At 67.1% G+C, this 15,731-nt stretch carries 15 protein-coding genes and 1 tRNA gene; 5 read left to right on the top strand and 11 right to left on the bottom strand.

All coding sequences use genetic code 11. The features are described 5' to 3' along the window. Nucleotides 1–102 precede the first annotated feature (102 nt). The gene (locus tag ACTRWB_RS01550; protein ID WP_446900673.1) at nucleotides 103–771 is read left to right on the top strand and encodes an O-methyltransferase; all 669 of its coding nucleotides are present in this window, start codon (nucleotides 103–105) and stop codon (nucleotides 769–771) included. A 36-nt stretch (nucleotides 772–807) separates the two neighbouring features. Here ACTRWB_RS01550 and ACTRWB_RS01545 read toward each other — a convergent pair whose 3' ends face one another. The 6 genes from ACTRWB_RS01545 to ACTRWB_RS01520 all read right to left on the bottom strand — a co-directional run bounded on the left by ACTRWB_RS01545 (nucleotide 808) and on the right by ACTRWB_RS01520 (nucleotide 7,194). Further along, entirely contained in the window at nucleotides 808–2,109 is a 1,302-nt protein-coding gene (locus ACTRWB_RS01545) for an XAC2610-related protein (protein ID WP_446900672.1), read from the bottom strand. A 57-nt stretch (nucleotides 2,110–2,166) separates the two neighbouring features. Then, the gene (locus tag ACTRWB_RS01540; RefSeq protein WP_446900671.1) at nucleotides 2,167–3,312 is read right to left on the bottom strand and encodes a DUF1176 domain-containing protein; all 1,146 of its coding nucleotides are present in this window, start codon (nucleotides 3,310–3,312) and stop codon (nucleotides 2,167–2,169) included. A gap of 258 nt (nucleotides 3,313–3,570) precedes the next feature. Next, the gene (locus ACTRWB_RS01535; RefSeq protein ID WP_446900670.1) at nucleotides 3,571–4,386 is read right to left on the bottom strand and encodes a nucleotidyltransferase domain-containing protein; all 816 of its coding nucleotides are present in this window, start codon (nucleotides 4,384–4,386) and stop codon (nucleotides 3,571–3,573) included. Nucleotides 4,387–4,440: 54 nt separating this feature from the next. After that, nucleotides 4,441–5,664, bottom strand: coding sequence for an RtcB family protein (locus ACTRWB_RS01530; RefSeq protein ID WP_446900669.1), 1,224 nt, complete (start codon nucleotides 5,662–5,664; stop codon nucleotides 4,441–4,443). Between the two features lie 62 nt (nucleotides 5,665–5,726). Beyond that, nucleotides 5,727–6,866, bottom strand: a complete 1,140-nt coding sequence (locus ACTRWB_RS01525) for a slipin family protein (protein WP_446900668.1) — start codon at nucleotides 6,864–6,866, stop codon at nucleotides 5,727–5,729. Nucleotides 6,867–7,123: 257 nt separating this feature from the next. Beyond that, nucleotides 7,124–7,194: transfer RNA gene (locus ACTRWB_RS01520), tRNA-Phe, on the bottom strand. 337 nt (nucleotides 7,195–7,531) lie between these two features. Between ACTRWB_RS01520 and rtcR the strand changes: the two genes are divergently transcribed. Beyond that, entirely contained in the window at nucleotides 7,532–9,151 is a 1,620-nt protein-coding gene (rtcR, locus tag ACTRWB_RS01515; RefSeq protein WP_446900667.1) for an RNA repair transcriptional activator RtcR, read from the top strand. 61 nt (nucleotides 9,152–9,212) lie between these two features. Here rtcR and ACTRWB_RS01510 read toward each other — a convergent pair whose 3' ends face one another. The 3 genes from ACTRWB_RS01510 to ACTRWB_RS01500 all read right to left on the bottom strand — a co-directional run bounded on the left by ACTRWB_RS01510 (nucleotide 9,213) and on the right by ACTRWB_RS01500 (nucleotide 11,294). Continuing rightward, nucleotides 9,213–9,794: a nuclear transport factor 2 family protein gene (locus ACTRWB_RS01510; RefSeq protein ID WP_446900666.1), complete on the bottom strand. Its 582-nt coding sequence runs from the start codon at nucleotides 9,792–9,794 to the stop codon at nucleotides 9,213–9,215. Between the two features lie 98 nt (nucleotides 9,795–9,892). Next, nucleotides 9,893–10,654: a class I SAM-dependent methyltransferase gene (locus tag ACTRWB_RS01505; RefSeq protein ID WP_446900665.1), complete on the bottom strand. Its 762-nt coding sequence runs from the start codon at nucleotides 10,652–10,654 to the stop codon at nucleotides 9,893–9,895. A 13-nt stretch (nucleotides 10,655–10,667) separates the two neighbouring features. Continuing rightward, a complete protein-coding gene (locus ACTRWB_RS01500) occupies nucleotides 10,668–11,294 on the bottom strand; it encodes a LysE family translocator (RefSeq protein ID WP_446900664.1) in 627 nt (208 codons plus the stop codon). A 170-nt stretch (nucleotides 11,295–11,464) separates the two neighbouring features. Here ACTRWB_RS01500 and ACTRWB_RS01495 point away from each other — a divergent pair, with 170 nt between their 5' ends. From ACTRWB_RS01495 to ACTRWB_RS01485, 3 genes are all read left to right on the top strand, one after another. Further along, nucleotides 11,465–12,265, top strand: a complete 801-nt coding sequence (locus ACTRWB_RS01495) for an AraC family transcriptional regulator (protein WP_446900663.1) — start codon at nucleotides 11,465–11,467, stop codon at nucleotides 12,263–12,265. Between the two features lie 123 nt (nucleotides 12,266–12,388). Further along, nucleotides 12,389–12,808, top strand: a complete 420-nt coding sequence (locus tag ACTRWB_RS01490) for an ATP--cob(I)alamin adenosyltransferase (RefSeq protein WP_446900662.1) — start codon at nucleotides 12,389–12,391, stop codon at nucleotides 12,806–12,808. 117 nt (nucleotides 12,809–12,925) lie between these two features. Then, the gene (locus tag ACTRWB_RS01485) at nucleotides 12,926–13,918 is read left to right on the top strand and encodes a LysR family transcriptional regulator (RefSeq protein ID WP_193101133.1); all 993 of its coding nucleotides are present in this window, start codon (nucleotides 12,926–12,928) and stop codon (nucleotides 13,916–13,918) included. 25 nt (nucleotides 13,919–13,943) lie between these two features. Here ACTRWB_RS01485 and ACTRWB_RS01480 read toward each other — a convergent pair whose 3' ends face one another. Beyond that, the gene (locus ACTRWB_RS01480; protein ID WP_446900661.1) at nucleotides 13,944–15,215 is read right to left on the bottom strand and encodes a type II toxin-antitoxin system HipA family toxin; all 1,272 of its coding nucleotides are present in this window, start codon (nucleotides 15,213–15,215) and stop codon (nucleotides 13,944–13,946) included. Continuing rightward, entirely contained in the window at nucleotides 15,212–15,724 is a 513-nt protein-coding gene (locus ACTRWB_RS01475) for a helix-turn-helix domain-containing protein (RefSeq protein WP_446900660.1), read from the bottom strand. The genes ACTRWB_RS01480 and ACTRWB_RS01475 overlap by 4 nt, the downstream gene beginning before the upstream one ends. Nucleotides 15,725–15,731: the final 7 nt, after the last annotated feature.

Below are 15,731 nucleotides of genomic sequence, written 5' to 3'. Positions count from 1 at the left end.
CGATTATAGGAGCACGTGCGCTGCTGTCCTTAGAACGAATGGTTTGTTGCTTATGGGGTCGCGGCGCATAGAATGCCTTTTTCCGCAGACTAGGGGTGCGCGATGGATCAGGATCAGTGGAACCAGGTGGATGCGTATTTCTCCGCGACGCTCGTGCCGTCCGACGACGCGCTCGACGCTGCGCTGGCGGCGAGCGACGCGGCCGGGCTGCCCGCGATCAACGTCGCGCCGAACCAGGGCAAGCTGCTGCAGCTGCTCGCGACGATCCGCGGCGCGCGGCGCATCCTCGAGGTCGGCACGCTCGGTGGCTACAGCACGATCTGGCTCGCGCGCGCGTTGCCGCCGGGCGGCACGCTCGTGACGCTCGAGCTGAACCCCGAGCATGCGAAGGTCGCGACGCAGAACATTGCGCGCGCCGGGTTCGCGGAAGTCGTGTCGGTGATCGTCGGCAGCGCGAAGGACAGCCTCGCGCGGCTCGTCGACGCGGGTGAGCCGCCGTTCGATTTCATCTTCATCGATGCCGACAAGGACAACAACCCCGTTTATCTCGACGCGGCGCTGAAGCTGTCGCGGCCCGGCACGGTGATCGTCGTCGACAACGTCGTGCGCGGCGGGCGCGTGGCCGATCCCGACAATCGCGAGCCCGATGTGGTCGGCGTGCGCGACGGGTTCGCGCGTCTCGTGGCCGAGCCGAAGCTCACGACGACGGCCGTGCAGACGGTCGGGCAGAAGGGCTGGGACGGGTTCTCGATCTCGATCGTCGGCGCGTGACGTGACGGCGGCACGCCCGCGCGGGCGGGCGTCGCGTTAGTTCTTGTCGGGGTTATCGGCGCTGCACTGGTCGGGATCGTCGCTCAGCACGATGCGGCGGATGCGGCCGTTGTCGTAGAACGGCACGTCGGGGCAGAACTTCATGCCGGCACGGGTTTGCGTACGCTTCCACGTGACCTTTTCGGTGCGAACGAGCGTCGGTGCGTGGCCGGGCGCACCCGGTTTCCAGATGTCGATATACACACGCGTCATCGACGGCGAATCGCTCGCGTCGCAGCCTTTCGGGTTGCCCAGCGTTGACCGCAGCCCGGTGCCGGTCTGTTCGATGCGCTCCGGAAACGCGATATAACCGTCGCCGTAACCGGGTATGACGTAGCAATAGCGGCGCGTGGTCCCGTCGAGCACGGGCAGCATGTAGCTGCTGGCCGAATCGATTTCCTTCACGTCGTTTCCCTGCCAGCGGTAGGTCGTCACGCCGTGCTCGCAGCAGCTCGCGCGCCAGCTCGTCCAGATGATCCGGTGCACGGGATCGAAGTCCGGCGACGTGATGTCCTGCAGCCCTTGCGGGGCGTCGGTGAAGCGGCGCGTCTTCGGGTCGAAGATCCACGTCTGGTACGGAATGTTCGGGCCGGCGCCCATCGATTGCGCGAGCATCAGGTCGGGCCAGCCATCGAAGTTCACGTCGGCGAATTCGGGCGTGAACAGGTTGCAGGTGCCTTGCGAATCGGTCTGCAGCGTTTGCACGAGGCGGCCATGATCGTACAGGCGGATCGCGCTGACGTGCGGCACGTCGTTGCATGACCCGCTATCGTCCGGCAGCTTGTCCGCAACGAGGCGGATCTCGTAAGGAAACGGCTGGCCGTCGTGTTTCAGCGCGAGCGAGACAGGCAGCGTGCGCTTGCCGTCCGGCGACGCCCACGTGCCGGTCGCCGTGCCGTCGAGCGACGCGACGCGCCATGTGCCTGTCGTGCGATCGGCATCCGTCTTTGCGCCGATGTCGCGTTCCGACAGCGTCGCGCCGTGCGCATCGAGCGATCCCTTCAGCGCCAGCCGATAGCGTTTGTCCGATGCGCAGGGCGCGTAGCAGTACCAGCCGGATACCGTGTCGGCGACACGCGACAGCGACACGTCGACGTGCCGGTTGCCGATCGTGCCGGTCCAGTTGCGCGACCAGAACGGGATCTCGACCGAATCGTCGGCGCTTGCCGCGTGAGCCGGCGCGAACGCGAATGCGGTGACGGCGACCAGCACGCACGAAAGCGCGAAGCGCCAGCCGAACGTGCGCTGCGTCGCGCTTGCGGTTGCGCCGCGCGACGCGTCGATGGACGGGAGATGCATGGGGTGGCCCCTCGGATTGTTGTGGTTTTTTCGGTGCGTATCGGCGCGATGCGCGCGTCAGCGGTTTCCTGTCGCGTCGGCCCGGCGATACAGGCGCGGCCATTGATCCTGGAACAGGCCGTTGCACGTGCCGTGCGTGGCGATGTCGTGGAGCACGAAGCGCCGGCCGTCGAAGATCCACGACGCGGTCGAGCCGCAATCGCCGGCACTGCGCAGCCTGACCTTGCTCGACAGCGTCGCGTTGGCGGAATCGTAGCCGGCCTCGGTCAGTTCGTTCGCGGACGACGCCGAATCGAGGCCCGCGTTCGCGTTCTCGCCGAAATTCATCGCCGTCGGCGCGTACGGCGCCGTACGTCGCACGCGGTACCACAGGTCGGTGTGGTTATACATGCTGCTCGTCTGGCACGGTATCGCGACGAGCGCTTCGTCGGCCGAGATCGCCACGGCGCGCGACATCTTCCTGCGATCACCGGCCGACATCTCGTCTTCGACATCGGCCGCACATTGCTTCACGTCGCTGCCGAATTTCGCGAGCACCGCGTCGACGAGCGGGCGCTGCTCGGCGGCTGGCAGGTCGGCGACGGGCGGCGCCGGCGCGATGGCGGGCGGCAGTGCCGGCGCGGCCGGCACCGACGACGCGGGCCGGGTGCCGGGGCGCAGCAGCGCGGTGACCGTGCCGACGCGGCCCTGCGTGTCGTCGATCAGCAGCAGCGCGGCATTCAATCCCGACAACGGCGTGCGTGCGGTTTGCGCCGACGCCGGATCGCCGAAGCTCAGCAGCTGCGCATTGCGCGCCGCCGCGAGCCACGCGGCAACCGTGGCCGGATCGCTCGTCCGGATCCGGAACGGGTGCACGTCGTCGTTGGTCTTGTCGCCGGACGCATGCCATTGAGCCGGCATCGCATCGAACGGGCGACCGTCGACGCGGGCGGTGCGCAGGTCCAGCGGTGCCGACGCGAAGATGTCGAGCAATGCTTGTGCGTCGGGGCCGGCATCGCGCGTCACGCGCAGGATGAGGCTGGTGCGTGCATCGTCGATATCGTCGGCGTGGCTTTCGGCGATGCAGCGGTTGCCGTTGTCGCAGACGACCGACCAGCTCTTGAAGTCACGCTCGACCGGCGGCCGCGAGAGCGGGCGAGCCTGCGCGGCGAGCGGGGAAGTAACGAGGAGGGCGGCGAGGGCGAGCGAAAGGCGGTGCGACATGACGGTTCGTATCGGCTGTGAATGGGCGGGCGGAAGACGTCGGACTGCAAGCGCATCGTCAGCAAGCGGTGCACGTCGAGTGCAGCGGCGCATGATGCGGCGCGCTTTGGCGAACGAGACCGAGTATACCGCCGCAACGGGTCGCGACCGGTGTGGCGATGTGCTGTGTGCGGGCACGTACGTTTCTTGACGGCAGCGGCCGGGCGTACGCACAAGTAAAAACGGCGCGATGCCCGCAGGCACCGCGCCGTTCTTTTTTCATCGACCGTCGATCACGTCGCGCAGGAACGTGTCGAGCATCGCGACGTCGCCCCACGGCCGCTTGTATTCGCGATCGTGTTCGGCATCGGCGAGCATCGATTCGACGAGCGTGTGGATCGCGGGTCGACGCGGCCCGTACTCGCTTTCGTTCGCGCTCATCTTCAACGCGAGCAACGCATCGAGTTCCGCGCGCACTGCCGCCTCATGCACGGTGCCTTCGACGAGATCCGCGAAGCGCATCGGCGGCATGCCGAGCCCCATGTCGATCCAGCGCACCGCGAGCAGCGGCCGCAGCACGTACAGGTACTTCTTGTAACGCACCGTGTCGCCTTGCAGATATCCGCGAAAGTTCTTCTTCGCCATCGCGAGGTAGTGATGACGCCCCCGCACCGGCGAGAAGAACGCCGACGCCAGCGACCGGAGCCGAGGTGCCCAGCGCGCGTCTTCGCGATACACGACGGGCGAGTCGAGCCATTCGAGCAGCGTCGGGTTCGAGCGGCGCAGCAGTTGCAGCGCCTTGCGCAGTTCCCAGCCGCTCACGTCGAGCTCGTCGTCGAGCGGCCGCTCGATCACGTCGCGTTGCGGTTCGACACTCAGGTACCAGTCGCGTCGATGCACGTACACGAAGCGCACGTCGTAATCGCTGTCCGGCGAAGCGAAGCCCCAGCCGCGGCTGCCCGATTCGCAGGCGAACAGCACGCTCACGTCGTGGCGGCGCTCGACCTCCGCGAGCTCCGCCATCACGCGCGCACGCACGGCCGGTTCGACCGGATGTGCGCTGCGCACGGTTGTCATTGCCTTTTCCGTTTTCATCTTGTTGTTTCCGTTTCGTTGTGCGCGGCCGCCGGCCATCGGCTGCGCACCGCGCTATCCCTTCACGCACACCACCTGACGCAGCGTATGCACGACTTCGACGAGGCTGCGCTGGGCCGCCATCACCGCGTCGATGTCCTTGTAGGCCATCGGGATTTCATCGACGACGCCCGCGTCCTTCCGGCATTCGACGCCTTGCGTCGCCTTCACCTGGTCGGCGGCCGTGAAGCGGCGTTTCGCTTCGGTGCGGCTCATCGTCCGGCCCGCGCCGTGGCTGCACGAGCAGAAGCTTTCCGGGTTGCCGAGCCCGCGCACGATGAAGCTCTTCGCCCCCATCGAACCCGGAATGATCCCGAGCTGCCCCTTCTGCGCGGACACCGCGCCCTTGCGCGTCACGAGCACGTCTTCGCCGAAGTGGTGTTCGCGCTGCACGTAGTTGTGGTGGCAGTTCACCGCGTGCTCGTCGACCGCGAATGGCTTGCCGATCACGCCGCGCGCCGCGCCGATCACCGCGTCCATCATCGCCTGCCGGTTGCGCCGCGCGTAATCCTGCGCCCAGCCGACCGCTTCGAAGTAATCGTCGAAGTGCCGGCTGCCTTCGGTGAAATACGCGAGGTTGCGGTCCGGCAGGTTCGCGATGTGCTGCCGCATGTCGGCCTGCGCGAGTTCGATGAACAGGCTGCCGATCGCGTTGCCGACGCCGCGCGAGCCGCTGTGCAGCATGAACCACACGTGGTCCGCTTCGTCGACGCACACTTCGATGAAGTGGTTGCCGGTGCCGAGCGTGCCGAGATGCGCGTAGTGGTTCGTCTTTTCCAGCTTCGGATACTTGTCGACGATCCGCTGGAAACCCGGCTGCAACGCCTTCCACGATTCGGTCACCGCGGCCGGCGTGCGATCGCCCCACGCACCCGGATCGCGGCGGCCCGGCGCGCGGCCGTGCGGCACCGCGCGTTCGATCGCGCTGCGCAGCCCCGCGAGCGAGTCCGGCAGGTCGGACGCCGTCAGCGTCGTGCGCGCGGCCATCATCCCGCAGCCGATGTCGACGCCGACCGCGGCCGGAATGATCGCGCCCTTCGTCGGAATCACGCTGCCGATCGTCGAGCCCTTGCCGAGGTGGACGTCCGGCATCACCGCGACGTGGCGGAAGATGAACGGCATCTGCGCGGTGTTGCGCAGTTGCGCGCGCGCTTCGTCTTCTACGGCGACGCCTTGCGTCCACATCTTCACCGGCTTGCCGTGCGCCAGTTCCATCAACTGATAGTCCATGTTGCTCATCTGCTTCACCTGATTCGTTCATTCGTGCGGCGCGGCTCTTCTATGCCGCGCCGTTTCATGCATTAAGCGCCCTTGATGCTGACGAGTCCGTTCAGCACCTGGTCGAGACCGCCGAACACCGAGATGCGGTCGATCCGTTCCGCGACGCGCTCGAGCGTTTCCAGCTCCTTGAGCCGCAGCGCGGTCGGGTTTTCTTCCATCACCTTCGCGGTGTTCAGCAGCGAACGCGTCGCCGCCGTTTCCTCGCGGCGGCGAATCACGTTCGCCTGCGCGGCCTTTTCCGCTTCGACCACCTGCGCGAGGATCGTCTTCATGTCGCCCGGCAGCACGATATCCTTCACGCCGACGCTGCGCACGTCCACGCCCGAGTTTTCGAGGCGTGCACGCACCTGCGCGATCACGACGTCGTCGATCGACTGCTTGTCCTCCAGCAGCTCGTCGAGCGAGCGCGTGCCGACGGCCGCACGCAGTGCGAACTGCAGCTCGCGATACAGGTGCTCGACCGGCTTCTGCAGCTGGCCGAACGCATGCAGCACGTCCGCATAGCACCACGTCGCCGACAGGTTCAGCCGCAGCGCGACCTTGTCGCGCGTCAGGATTTCCTGCCCGCCGACCTCGAGCGCCTGCACGCGCAGGTCGACGAGTTCGACCGCGACGTCGCGGTTGAAGCGCCAGAACGCCGACACGCCCGCGTCCAGCAGCCGCTCGATCTTGCCGTCGATCTTCAGCACGCCGACGTGGTACGCCGGCACCTGCGCCAGCAGCACGCCAGTCAGCCCCGCCACGCCGCGCGCACGCAGCGCCGGTTGCACGATGCGCTTCACGAGCGCGGCCGGCAGCATGCTGTTCTCCGCGAGATCGACGCGTTCGAGGCGGTGCGTGGTCAGGCCGCGCCAGTACAGACGGCGCGTGCCCGGTGCGAGGATCTCGACGAGCACGTCGTCTTCATAGCGCAGGCCGGCTTCGTCGTCGGCGAGATCCATCGCGACGAAGTATTGCGCGAGCACGTCCTGCGCATCGTGACGCAGGTAGTCGGCCAGCGCCTCGTCGGCGAGCGGCGCGTCGAGACGCGCGGTCTGCACCGACAGGCGCTTGAACGGATCGAAGGCCTTGAACACGCCCGGTTCCAGCACCTTCACGAAATCGCCCTCGCTCATCAGCAGTGCGCGTTCGTTCTTTTTCACTACATGACGCTTCCACATATTCTTGTCCTTTTTTTAAATGACCGCCGGGTGACGCGCATCGTGCGGATCGCGGTGCGACGCAATCGGGCGGGCGGCGCGGGGCCGGCACGGGTGCGGCACGGCAACGCATCCTGCCTCGCGTCGTCGTGCGCATTCGCGCGGGCCGTCCGGCCGCCCGGCCGATCGCGCGGAACCGCAACCGGTCCGACGCGCGGCGGGCCTTGCGGCCCGCACCGGCGGGTACTGCTTCCATCAAGAGACTGTCCTTGCGGACAGCGTTCGAGCGGGATTCGAACCCGCCACCGGCCGGCTTTCGCCGGCTGCTCGACCTATGAGCTTCCGAACAGCGGGCGCCCCGGGATTCGAACCCGGACGTGGCATGCCTCGCGCGCCCCTTTGCCTTCATCTGTCCATGGCGGCATGCGCTGCCGCGACGAACGAGGTTCGGCGGCGGCGCACCAGCAGGGCTTGGTGAACCCTGGCTCGCGGGCCAGCGGGACATCCGGCGCCTTCTATTTAGCGAGGAGCGTGCCAGCGGGCGTGGCGGCGCTCGAAAAATTTCTTAATCGATTGAAAGTAAAGGGAAATTGAGTTTGTGGAGAGGGTTCGAGACGGCCTTGCTTGTGCGGGATGATCGAGAAAATTCGATACAATCAGATCGCCTCTTATCCCGTGAGATAAACATGCGAAAGACCGTCGCAATCGGTTTTCTGGGCACCGTGCTCGACCAGGGCGGCCGCGCGCCGCGCCGCTACCGCAAATGGCGGCCGACGATCTCGCTGTGCGAGCAGCCCGACCTGCCGGTCGACCGGCTCGAACTGCTGCATCCGCCGAGCCACACGCGCCTCGCCGAACAGGTGCGGGGCGATCTCGCGCGCCTGTCGCCGCATACCGACGTGCGGCTCACGCCGATGACGATCCACGATCCGTGGGATTTCGAAGAGGTCTATGCGACGCTGCACGACTATGCGCGTGCGTATCCGTTCGACCTCGACCACGAGGATTACCTGATCCACATCACGACCGGCACGCACGTCGCGCAGATCTGCTGGTTCCTGCTGGCGGAAGCGCGCTACCTGCCCGCGCGCCTCGTGCAGACGGGGCCGCCGCGGCAGACCGACGAAGGGCCGAGCGGACCGGGCACCGTATCGGTAATCGATCTCGACCTGTCGCGCTACAACCGGATCGCGCAGCGCTTCACGCGCGAGCGCGACGAAACGGTGTCGTTCCTGAAGGCCGGCATCGCGACGCGCAACGCGCGTTTCAACGCGCTGATCGAACAATTGGAGCGTGTGGCCGTGCGTTCGCGCGCGCCGATGCTGCTCGTCGGGCCGACGGGCGCCGGCAAGTCGTTTCTCGCGAAACGCGTGTACGAGCTGAAGCGCGGCCGCCATCGGCTCGCGGGGCCGTTCATCGAGATCAACTGCGCGACGCTGCGCGGCGACGCGGCGATGTCGACGCTGTTCGGTCACGTGAAGGGCGCGTTCACCGGCGCGCAGTCGGCGCGCGCGGGGCTGCTGCGCGCGGCGGACGGCGGCCTGCTGTTTCTCGACGAGATCGGCGAACTCGGGCTCGACGAGCAGGCGATGCTGTTGAAGGCGATCGAGGAGAAGCGCTTTCTGCCGGTCGGCGCGGATGTCGAGGCGACCAGCGATTTCGAGCTGATCGCGGGCACGCACCGCGACCTGCGGCAGATGGTGGCGGCCGGCACGTTCCGCGAGGATCTTTATGCGCGGATCAATCTGTGGACGTACGAACTGCCGGGGCTGGCCGAGCGGCGCGAGGACATCGAGCCGAACCTCGAATTCGAGCTCGACCGGTTCGGCCGCGAGCAGGGCGAGCAGGTGCGTTTCAACGTCGAGGCGAAGCGGCGTTATCTCGCGTTCGCGGCGTCGCCGCGCGCGGCGTGGGCAGGAAACTTTCGCGAGTTGTCCGCATCGGTCACGCGGATGGCGACGCTGGCCGATGCGGGGCGGATTACCGAGGATCTGGCCGAACAGGAAGTCGAGCGGCTGACGCGCACGTGGTCGTTACCGGGTGGCGCGGGGGCATCCGACACGTGCGTCGACGCGGTGTTCGGTGCGCGTGCGGCGGAACTCGACCTGTTCGACCGCGCGCAGCTTGAGCGCGTGCTCGACGTGTGCCGTGAGTCGGCGAGTTTGTCGGAAGCCGGGCGCACGCTGTTCGCAGTGTCGCGGCAGAGCAAGAAGCAGCCGAACGATGCGGACCGGCTGCGCAAGTATCTCGCGCGGTTCGGGCTCGACTGGGAAGGCGTGCGGCAGGTGCTCGACGCGGTGCGTTAAGTGCGGCGGCGCGGATGCTGCGTGGTACCGGAAGGCTCCGCACGCACGCATGCGGGTTGGGTTATGCCGCCGCCGCTTGCCGGAACGGCGCCAGGAATGCCCAATCCGGCTGCGTTGCCGCGACATCCGCCAACCCGCGCGCGAACGCGTGCGCCGGCAGCCACGGATATCCGAACGACGCGTGCAGCACGTCGAGCTTCGACGACCGCGGATCGTCGATCGTATCCATTCTTGCGATATGAATGTGCAGCGCGGCGATCCGCGCAACGCCTTCACCATCGCACGCGAACTGCCAGCGGTACGCGCCATGCCCGATCCGCAACGCGCCGTTGTCCTTCTGCCGCATCACGACGAGCCACGGCATCGTGCTGACGCCATGCGCGTCGACGGCCGGTTCCGTGCAGAGGTAATAGGTCCGGCATCGCTCGAACCGCTCGCCGAATTCCTCGACCAGCGTGCGCGCAATGGCTGCCGCGCCCGCCACGCGCGGCGGAAAATCGATATCGTTGTTCGCAAGCGAAAAGCTCAGCTCGGCATCGGCCGCGAAGCAGTCGGCGATCAGCGCGGGCCGGTTCTGGTCCTTCGCGCGCAGATAGCATTCGAGCAGCGCGCGAACCGGCGCGGGATCAAGCGGGAAGGGCATGGTCGAGGCTCCTTAATCGGGAAATCGGGCCGCACGCTCCGGAATGCGGATGCGGTGGATACGCTGAACGTTGTGGGCTGACGTAATTGAACGCGCATTCATGCGCGGCAGATCGCGATGATCTCCGCGCTCGTCGCGTCGTCGAACGGCGCGCGTTGCCAGTCGCCGTACCAGTCGGCCGACGAGAATCCGGCGGCCGCCACGCGTGCCCGCAGTTCTGATTGCGCGATGAAACGCAGCCGGCTCGTGTTCGTGAGCCGCGATTCGTCGCGGCGGAAGCGGTAGTGCGTGTCGAACGTCACGATCGCGCCGTCGACCGCGCTCACTGCATGATGGAGATCGACGACGCCGAATTCGCGCGATTCGACGCTGCATGCCGAATGCTCGGGCGTCCACGCACGCCACGGCGCGACGCGTGGGTTGCGGGTATCGAACAGGAAGCGGCCGCCGTCGGCGAGCATGCGCCGCACGCCGCGCAACGCCGCGTCGATGTCGTCGTCGGTCAACAGGCACTGGAATGCGTGCCCGGTCATCACGACCGCGTCGAACGGCGCGCCGGGCGGCAGGCCGTCGCGTGCGCACGCGTGCCAGCGCACCGCGTCGGCACCCGGCTGGCGTCGTGCGTATTCGATCATCGCCGGCGCGGGATCGATCGCGACGACGTCGTGCCCGGCCGCCGCGAGCCGGCGTGCGAACGTGCCGGTGCCGCAACCGAGATCGAGAATGCGTTGCCGTGCGACGCCGATGACGGACGCGTAGAACGCGAAGTCGTGATCGCCCGCATTGAACAGGTCGTAGACCGCGACGAGGCGCGAGTCGGTGTAGAGGGCTTCGCCGGCGGGCGCCGTGCCGAACGTCATGCGGCCGCGCGCATCAGCGCTGCTGCACGGCCACGCGCAGCCCGAGCGTGATGAAGATCGAGCCGATGATCTTTCCCTGCCAGCGCGTGAGCCACGTGAGCCGCTTCACGATGCGGCCGAGCGGGCGGATCGAGCACGCGATCAGCGTCGTGTAGAGCGAGCTGAGCACGACGAAGATCAGCCCGAGCACCGCGAACTGCACGAACGTCGAGCCGCGTTCCGGATGCACGAACTGCGGCATGAACGCGAGGAAGAACAGCGCGGTTTTCGGATTCAGCACTTCGGCGGGAATCGCCTGCAGGTACGCCTTGAGCGGCGTGACGGGCGACACCATCGGCAGCGACGGATCGGACGCTTTCTCCAGCAGCGCGCGCACGCCGAGATAGATCAGGTACGCGGCACCCACCAGCTTGACGACGTTGAACGCGAGCGCCGACGTCATCAGCAGCGCCGACAGCCCGACGGCCGCGAACAGCGTGTGCACGAAATCGCCGCTCGCGACGCCGAGGCCGGTCAGGATGCCGGTCTTGCGCCCGCCCTGCACGGTGCGGCTCAGCACGAGCAGCACGGCGGGGCCGGGGATCAGGAACAGGCCCAGAACGACGGCCGTGAAGGTGGTCAGCGTGGTCAGGTCAAACATGGCGGCTCCGGCAGGTTGGCGCAGCGGCGGGGATCGGGGCATTGTATTCGGTTCGGCGCGCGGCCGCAGGCGCGGCTGGCGAACGGCCCGGCTGCGCCGGCGCCTTTCTGGTATAAGCACGAAAGGGCGCGCGGGCACGGCGTCCGGCTTCTTCCCTCGTCGACCGTTTCATGCGCAACCTTCCACCGCACACCGATCCCGCAGCGGACGCCGCCGTGTATCACGTGCCGCGTCCGCTCGTCGTCTTCGGCGGCTCGGTCGTCGAGCCCGAATGGCGGCTGGAGCGCCACAGCCATCGCCAGGCGCAGCTGCTCTACACGCTGAGCGGCGTCATCTATTGCGAGATCGACGGCGGCGTGTGGAGCGCGCCGCCGCAATGCACGGTGTGGATTCCGGGCGACGTCCCGCATGCGGCTCGCGGCTCGGCAGGCGCGACGTTCTACGCGGTGCTGGTCGAACCCGACGCCGCGCTCGACCTGCCCGCGCGCTGCTGCACGCTGTCCGCGTCGCCGCTGTTGCGCGAGCTGCTGCTGAAGGCGGCGAGCTTCCCGAACCTGTACGACGTCGACGGGCCGCAGGGGCGGCTGATGGCGACGCTGCTCGACGAACTCGTCGCGGCGCCGGTCGAGGATCTGTACCTGCCGATGCCGGCCGACCGCCGGCTGCGCAAGCTGATCGACCACCTGCTCGACGATCCGGCCGACAAGTCGCCGCTGCCCGAACTCGCGCGGCGCGCGGGCATCAGCGAGCGCAGCCTGACGCGGCTCGCTACCAAGGAGCTCGGGATGAGCCTCGGCGACTGGCGCCGGCGCCTGCACGTCGCGCTGTCGCTGCGAATGCTGACGACCGGCCGCCGCGTGCACCAGATCGCGATCGATCTCGGCTACGAGAGCGCGAGCAGCTTCGTGACGATGTTCCGCAAGGCGACCGGCAAGTCGCCGACGCAATTCCTGACTGACCGGCAACGCTGAACGTGCGGCCTCGCACCAGTGCGAGCACGTTTGGCCGGATTGAAAAAGCTCTTGGCCGGGATGAGAAATGACGTGTCGGGCCTCGATCCATAAAATGAGAATCGTTCTCATCTGGAGGCCGACATGCAGATCGTCACGACTGAATTCCCGTTTGTCTGGTTGCGTTACGCGCGCTCGCCGCACACCGATCCTACCCACCTGATTGATGCACTCGACGCGTTGCTGGCGCGCCGCGAACGCTTCGTTCTTCTGACCGACGACGCGCCGTCCGGCGACGATCACGACGCCGGCGATCACGAGCTGCGCAAGCAGCTCGCGAAGTGGAGCAAGGCCAACCGCGCGCAGTCGCACGAATGGATCCCCGCGATGATCGCGATCGAGCCTGATGCATCGCGGCGCGTTGCGCTCGACGCGTTTTCGGGCACGTTCGCGAAGGTCTGGGGTTATCCGCTGCACGCGGCGGCGACCCGCGACGACGGCCTCGCGCTGGCGCAACGGCTGCTCGACGAGCCGGCGCGCGGCGCCACGGCGGCGAACGGCTGAACCGGCTGAACCGGCTGAACTGACGGCCGCGCCGGCTGCGCGGCTTTCCTCGACACGCATGCACGGCGCGCGCGCACACGCGCGTCGCGGCATGCTGCAACCACGCAGGGGTGTCCGGTGGACAATCCGATCCGCGCGATGCGCATCTTCACGCGCATCGTCGAAATGAACAGTTTTACGCGCGCGGCGCAGGTGCTCGGCATTTCGCGCGCGACCGCGACGCGCACCGTGCAGGAGCTCGAGGCGGCGCTCGGCATGCCGTTGCTGGTGCGCACGACGCGTGCGCTGCGTGCGACGCCCGAAGGCGACGCATATTACCGGCGCTGCCTGAGCATCACGGCGGACGTCGATGAACTCGAAGCCAGTATCCGCGGCGCCGCGCTGCGTCCGAGCGGGCCGCTGCGTGTCGAGCTGCCGGGATCCGTGGCGGGCGCGATCGTGCTGCCGGCGCTCGGCGAATTTCACGCGCGGCATCCCGATCTCGTGTTGATGCTGGGCGTGTCCGGGCGCGCGGCCGATCGCGTCGGCGACGCGACCGACTGCAGCATCCGGCTCGGCGAGCTGCCCGATTCGTCGCTCGTCGCGCGCCGCCTCGGCGCGCTCGAACGCGTGACGTGCGCGAGCCCCGCGTATCTCGATCGCTACGGCGTCCCGCGCACGCTCGATGAGCTTGCCGCGCATCGCGCGGTCAGCGGGGCGTTCGTTCCCGGTCAACGTGTGGCCGAGCTCGATTTCACGGTGGATGGCGCGGTGCGCAAGGTCCGGCTCGACGGCATCGTCAGCGTGGACGACGAGCAAGCGTATCTGGCGTGCGGCGTGCATGGTCTCGGGCTGATTCAGCCGCCGCGTATCGCCGCGCAGCCGCTGATCGACGCGGGACGGCTGCGGGAAGTGCTGCCGCGCTGGCGGCCGGGCGCGATCGCCGTGTCGGCGGTCTATGTGAAGCGTCCGCATGTATCGCCCGGCGTGCGCGCGTTCGTCGACTGGATCGTCGAGCGGTTTGAGCAGGATCGGGAGGGCGTGGTCGTCGCGGGGGCCATGGCGCGACGGCCGGTGCCGGAGATCGTCGAGATGAACGACCGCGAGGACAGTCAGGTGGCGATGGCGTGAACGAGGCGCGCTGAACGAAGGTGGATCAATCGTTCGCGAGATGGAATGCGTCGGCCATGCGCTCCTGTTCCCGTGCGGGCAGTGCGAGTCGTGTCGCGAGCGTTCTCCATTGGCTGACGATGCCGCGGAAGTCATCGATGATCTCGTCGGCGTCCTGCAGCTTGAGCCGAAAGTATTCGCATACCTCGCGGGCGAGTTCGAGATTGAGCGCGTTGTCGGCTTCCGTAATGTTGAGCTTGAGACCATCGGCGACGGCGACAGGATTCATGTCGTAGGCCGCCGAAAGCCGCCAGCCCGAACCCGGCACCAGAATGAATCCATGATTGCGGAGATGATCGTCGGTGTTCGAGACCAGGAGGTTGAAGACGATCCGGGACCACAGCTCGCGCAAGTCGGCATTCGGTTGTGCGCCGTGCCGCATGAGCACTTCGGCCAATTCCAGGTAGCTGGCACCCGTCGACGCATCGTCGCCGTCGACATGGCCGGTCATGGTCATTGCCGACGCGAAATGCAGACGTCGGCCTTCGGCTGTCCGATCGAAGCGCCGAACCAGGAAGCAGTGATGGTCGCTTGCGAATTTTCGTGCCTCGGCGTGGGCGACATTCAGGCCGCAGCCGACCGCGAGCGCATTGACGACCATTTCCCAGCCGCCGACGTCGTAATCGTCTCTTGCGCTCGGGAACTTCGCGATATACAGATGGCCTTGATTGTCGGCCACGCTTGCCTTCGGTCTTGCGCCGCCGAGCGAGCCGCCAGGCGCGATGAGCATGGCTAGCCAATCGCGGCCATCTGGGGCAACGTTATCGACGTCTTCCTCCAGTGCTCGACTCGCGTGTTCCAGTTCACGAATCTCCGCAAACGGTGGCGCGGCGAGATCAAGACGGTCGTCAAGGAATTCTCCCGCGTCCTCGAGCTTGTAGCGCAACGCGCCGACGCGATAAAGATCATGAACGCCAAGCAGGTAGTCCGATTCGTGGAGTCGCGTGCCTTTCGGTCGCAGGCCGGCACGAATGTCTCGCTCCAGCCTGCGATCCATCAGCATGCGGCCCCACCGATCGGGGCTGGAATCGGCGAAGGCGCCGAATGCGTCCCGCGGCGGGGCCGGATATTGGGAGCCTTCAAAGAGACCGATTGCCGGATCGATCTGCACGTTGGCGAACTCGGGAGCCGCCAGTGCAGCGGAGGCGTACTGAAATTCGAACCGTTCGCTCGCCCGCGTCTTGCGACTGTGCAGGAGTCCGAGCTTTCGCGGTTCGGGCAAACCGTCCCAATCTGCGTAGACACCGATCGTTGTCATTTCCCGCGATGCTCCCCATGCCGTTTTCTTATCGGCTTCAGCAATGCAGCCAGATCGGCCGCCGTCGTGCCGTGGGCATCGCCGGGTTCGGTGGTTTCGAAGGTCGCCGTGCCTGCTTCGGTCGTTTTCTCGGCGGAGGAAGCGCTTGCGCGCATGCGCCGGCCAGGCGTGGGCGATGTGGCGGAGGAGAGGGATGGCGCGGTTCGTCGGGCGGATCGTGGTTTGACCAGGCGGGCGTCCTGAAGCTGACGGCCGAATTCGTCCGTGGCGGCCAGCTTTCCCAGATCGTCCTGGAGCCCCAGCACCTGCATGACAGATAGATAGGCACCGATGGTGACACCCGACCCGCCGGCTTCCAGCGAACGCAGCGTCATCGGCGACATGCCGGCGCGTTCCGCAACCTGCTTGGCCGTCAGCTTCCTGCGCAGGCGAGCAAGCTTCAGCCGCTCGCCAAATTCGGCGAGTAGCTGGCTCGATACCGGCAGGAGTGGGGCTGTCTTTTGTGCCATGAGGCTA

The organism is Burkholderia sp. YIM B11467 (assembly GCF_052952715.1).
This window is presented reverse-complemented; position numbering and strand designations above follow the sequence as displayed.

Coding starts and splice junctions, on each gene's coding strand:
- ACTRWB_RS01545 (WP_446900672.1), bottom strand. CDS start 2,109: ATGCATCTCCCGTCCATCGACGCGTCGCGCGGCGCAACCGCAAGCGCG.
- ACTRWB_RS01550 (WP_446900673.1), top strand. CDS start 103: ATGGATCAGGATCAGTGGAACCAGGTGGATGCGTATTTCTCCGCGACG.
- ACTRWB_RS01540 (WP_446900671.1), bottom strand. CDS start 3,312: ATGTCGCACCGCCTTTCGCTCGCCCTCGCCGCCCTCCTCGTTACTTCC.
- ACTRWB_RS01505 (WP_446900665.1), bottom strand. CDS start 10,654: ATGACGTTCGGCACGGCGCCCGCCGGCGAAGCCCTCTACACCGACTCG.
- rtcR (WP_446900667.1), top strand. CDS start 7,532: ATGCGAAAGACCGTCGCAATCGGTTTTCTGGGCACCGTGCTCGACCAG.
- ACTRWB_RS01535 (WP_446900670.1), bottom strand. CDS start 4,386: ATGAAAACGGAAAAGGCAATGACAACCGTGCGCAGCGCACATCCGGTC.
- ACTRWB_RS01475 (WP_446900660.1), bottom strand. CDS start 15,724: ATGGCACAAAAGACAGCCCCACTCCTGCCGGTATCGAGCCAGCTACTC.
- ACTRWB_RS01500 (WP_446900664.1), bottom strand. CDS start 11,294: ATGTTTGACCTGACCACGCTGACCACCTTCACGGCCGTCGTTCTGGGC.
- ACTRWB_RS01490 (WP_446900662.1), top strand. CDS start 12,389: ATGCAGATCGTCACGACTGAATTCCCGTTTGTCTGGTTGCGTTACGCG.
- ACTRWB_RS01480 (WP_446900661.1), bottom strand. CDS start 15,215: ATGACAACGATCGGTGTCTACGCAGATTGGGACGGTTTGCCCGAACCG.
- ACTRWB_RS01510 (WP_446900666.1), bottom strand. CDS start 9,794: ATGCCCTTCCCGCTTGATCCCGCGCCGGTTCGCGCGCTGCTCGAATGC.
- ACTRWB_RS01495 (WP_446900663.1), top strand. CDS start 11,465: ATGCGCAACCTTCCACCGCACACCGATCCCGCAGCGGACGCCGCCGTG.
- ACTRWB_RS01530 (WP_446900669.1), bottom strand. CDS start 5,664: ATGAGCAACATGGACTATCAGTTGATGGAACTGGCGCACGGCAAGCCG.
- ACTRWB_RS01525 (WP_446900668.1), bottom strand. CDS start 6,866: ATGTGGAAGCGTCATGTAGTGAAAAAGAACGAACGCGCACTGCTGATG.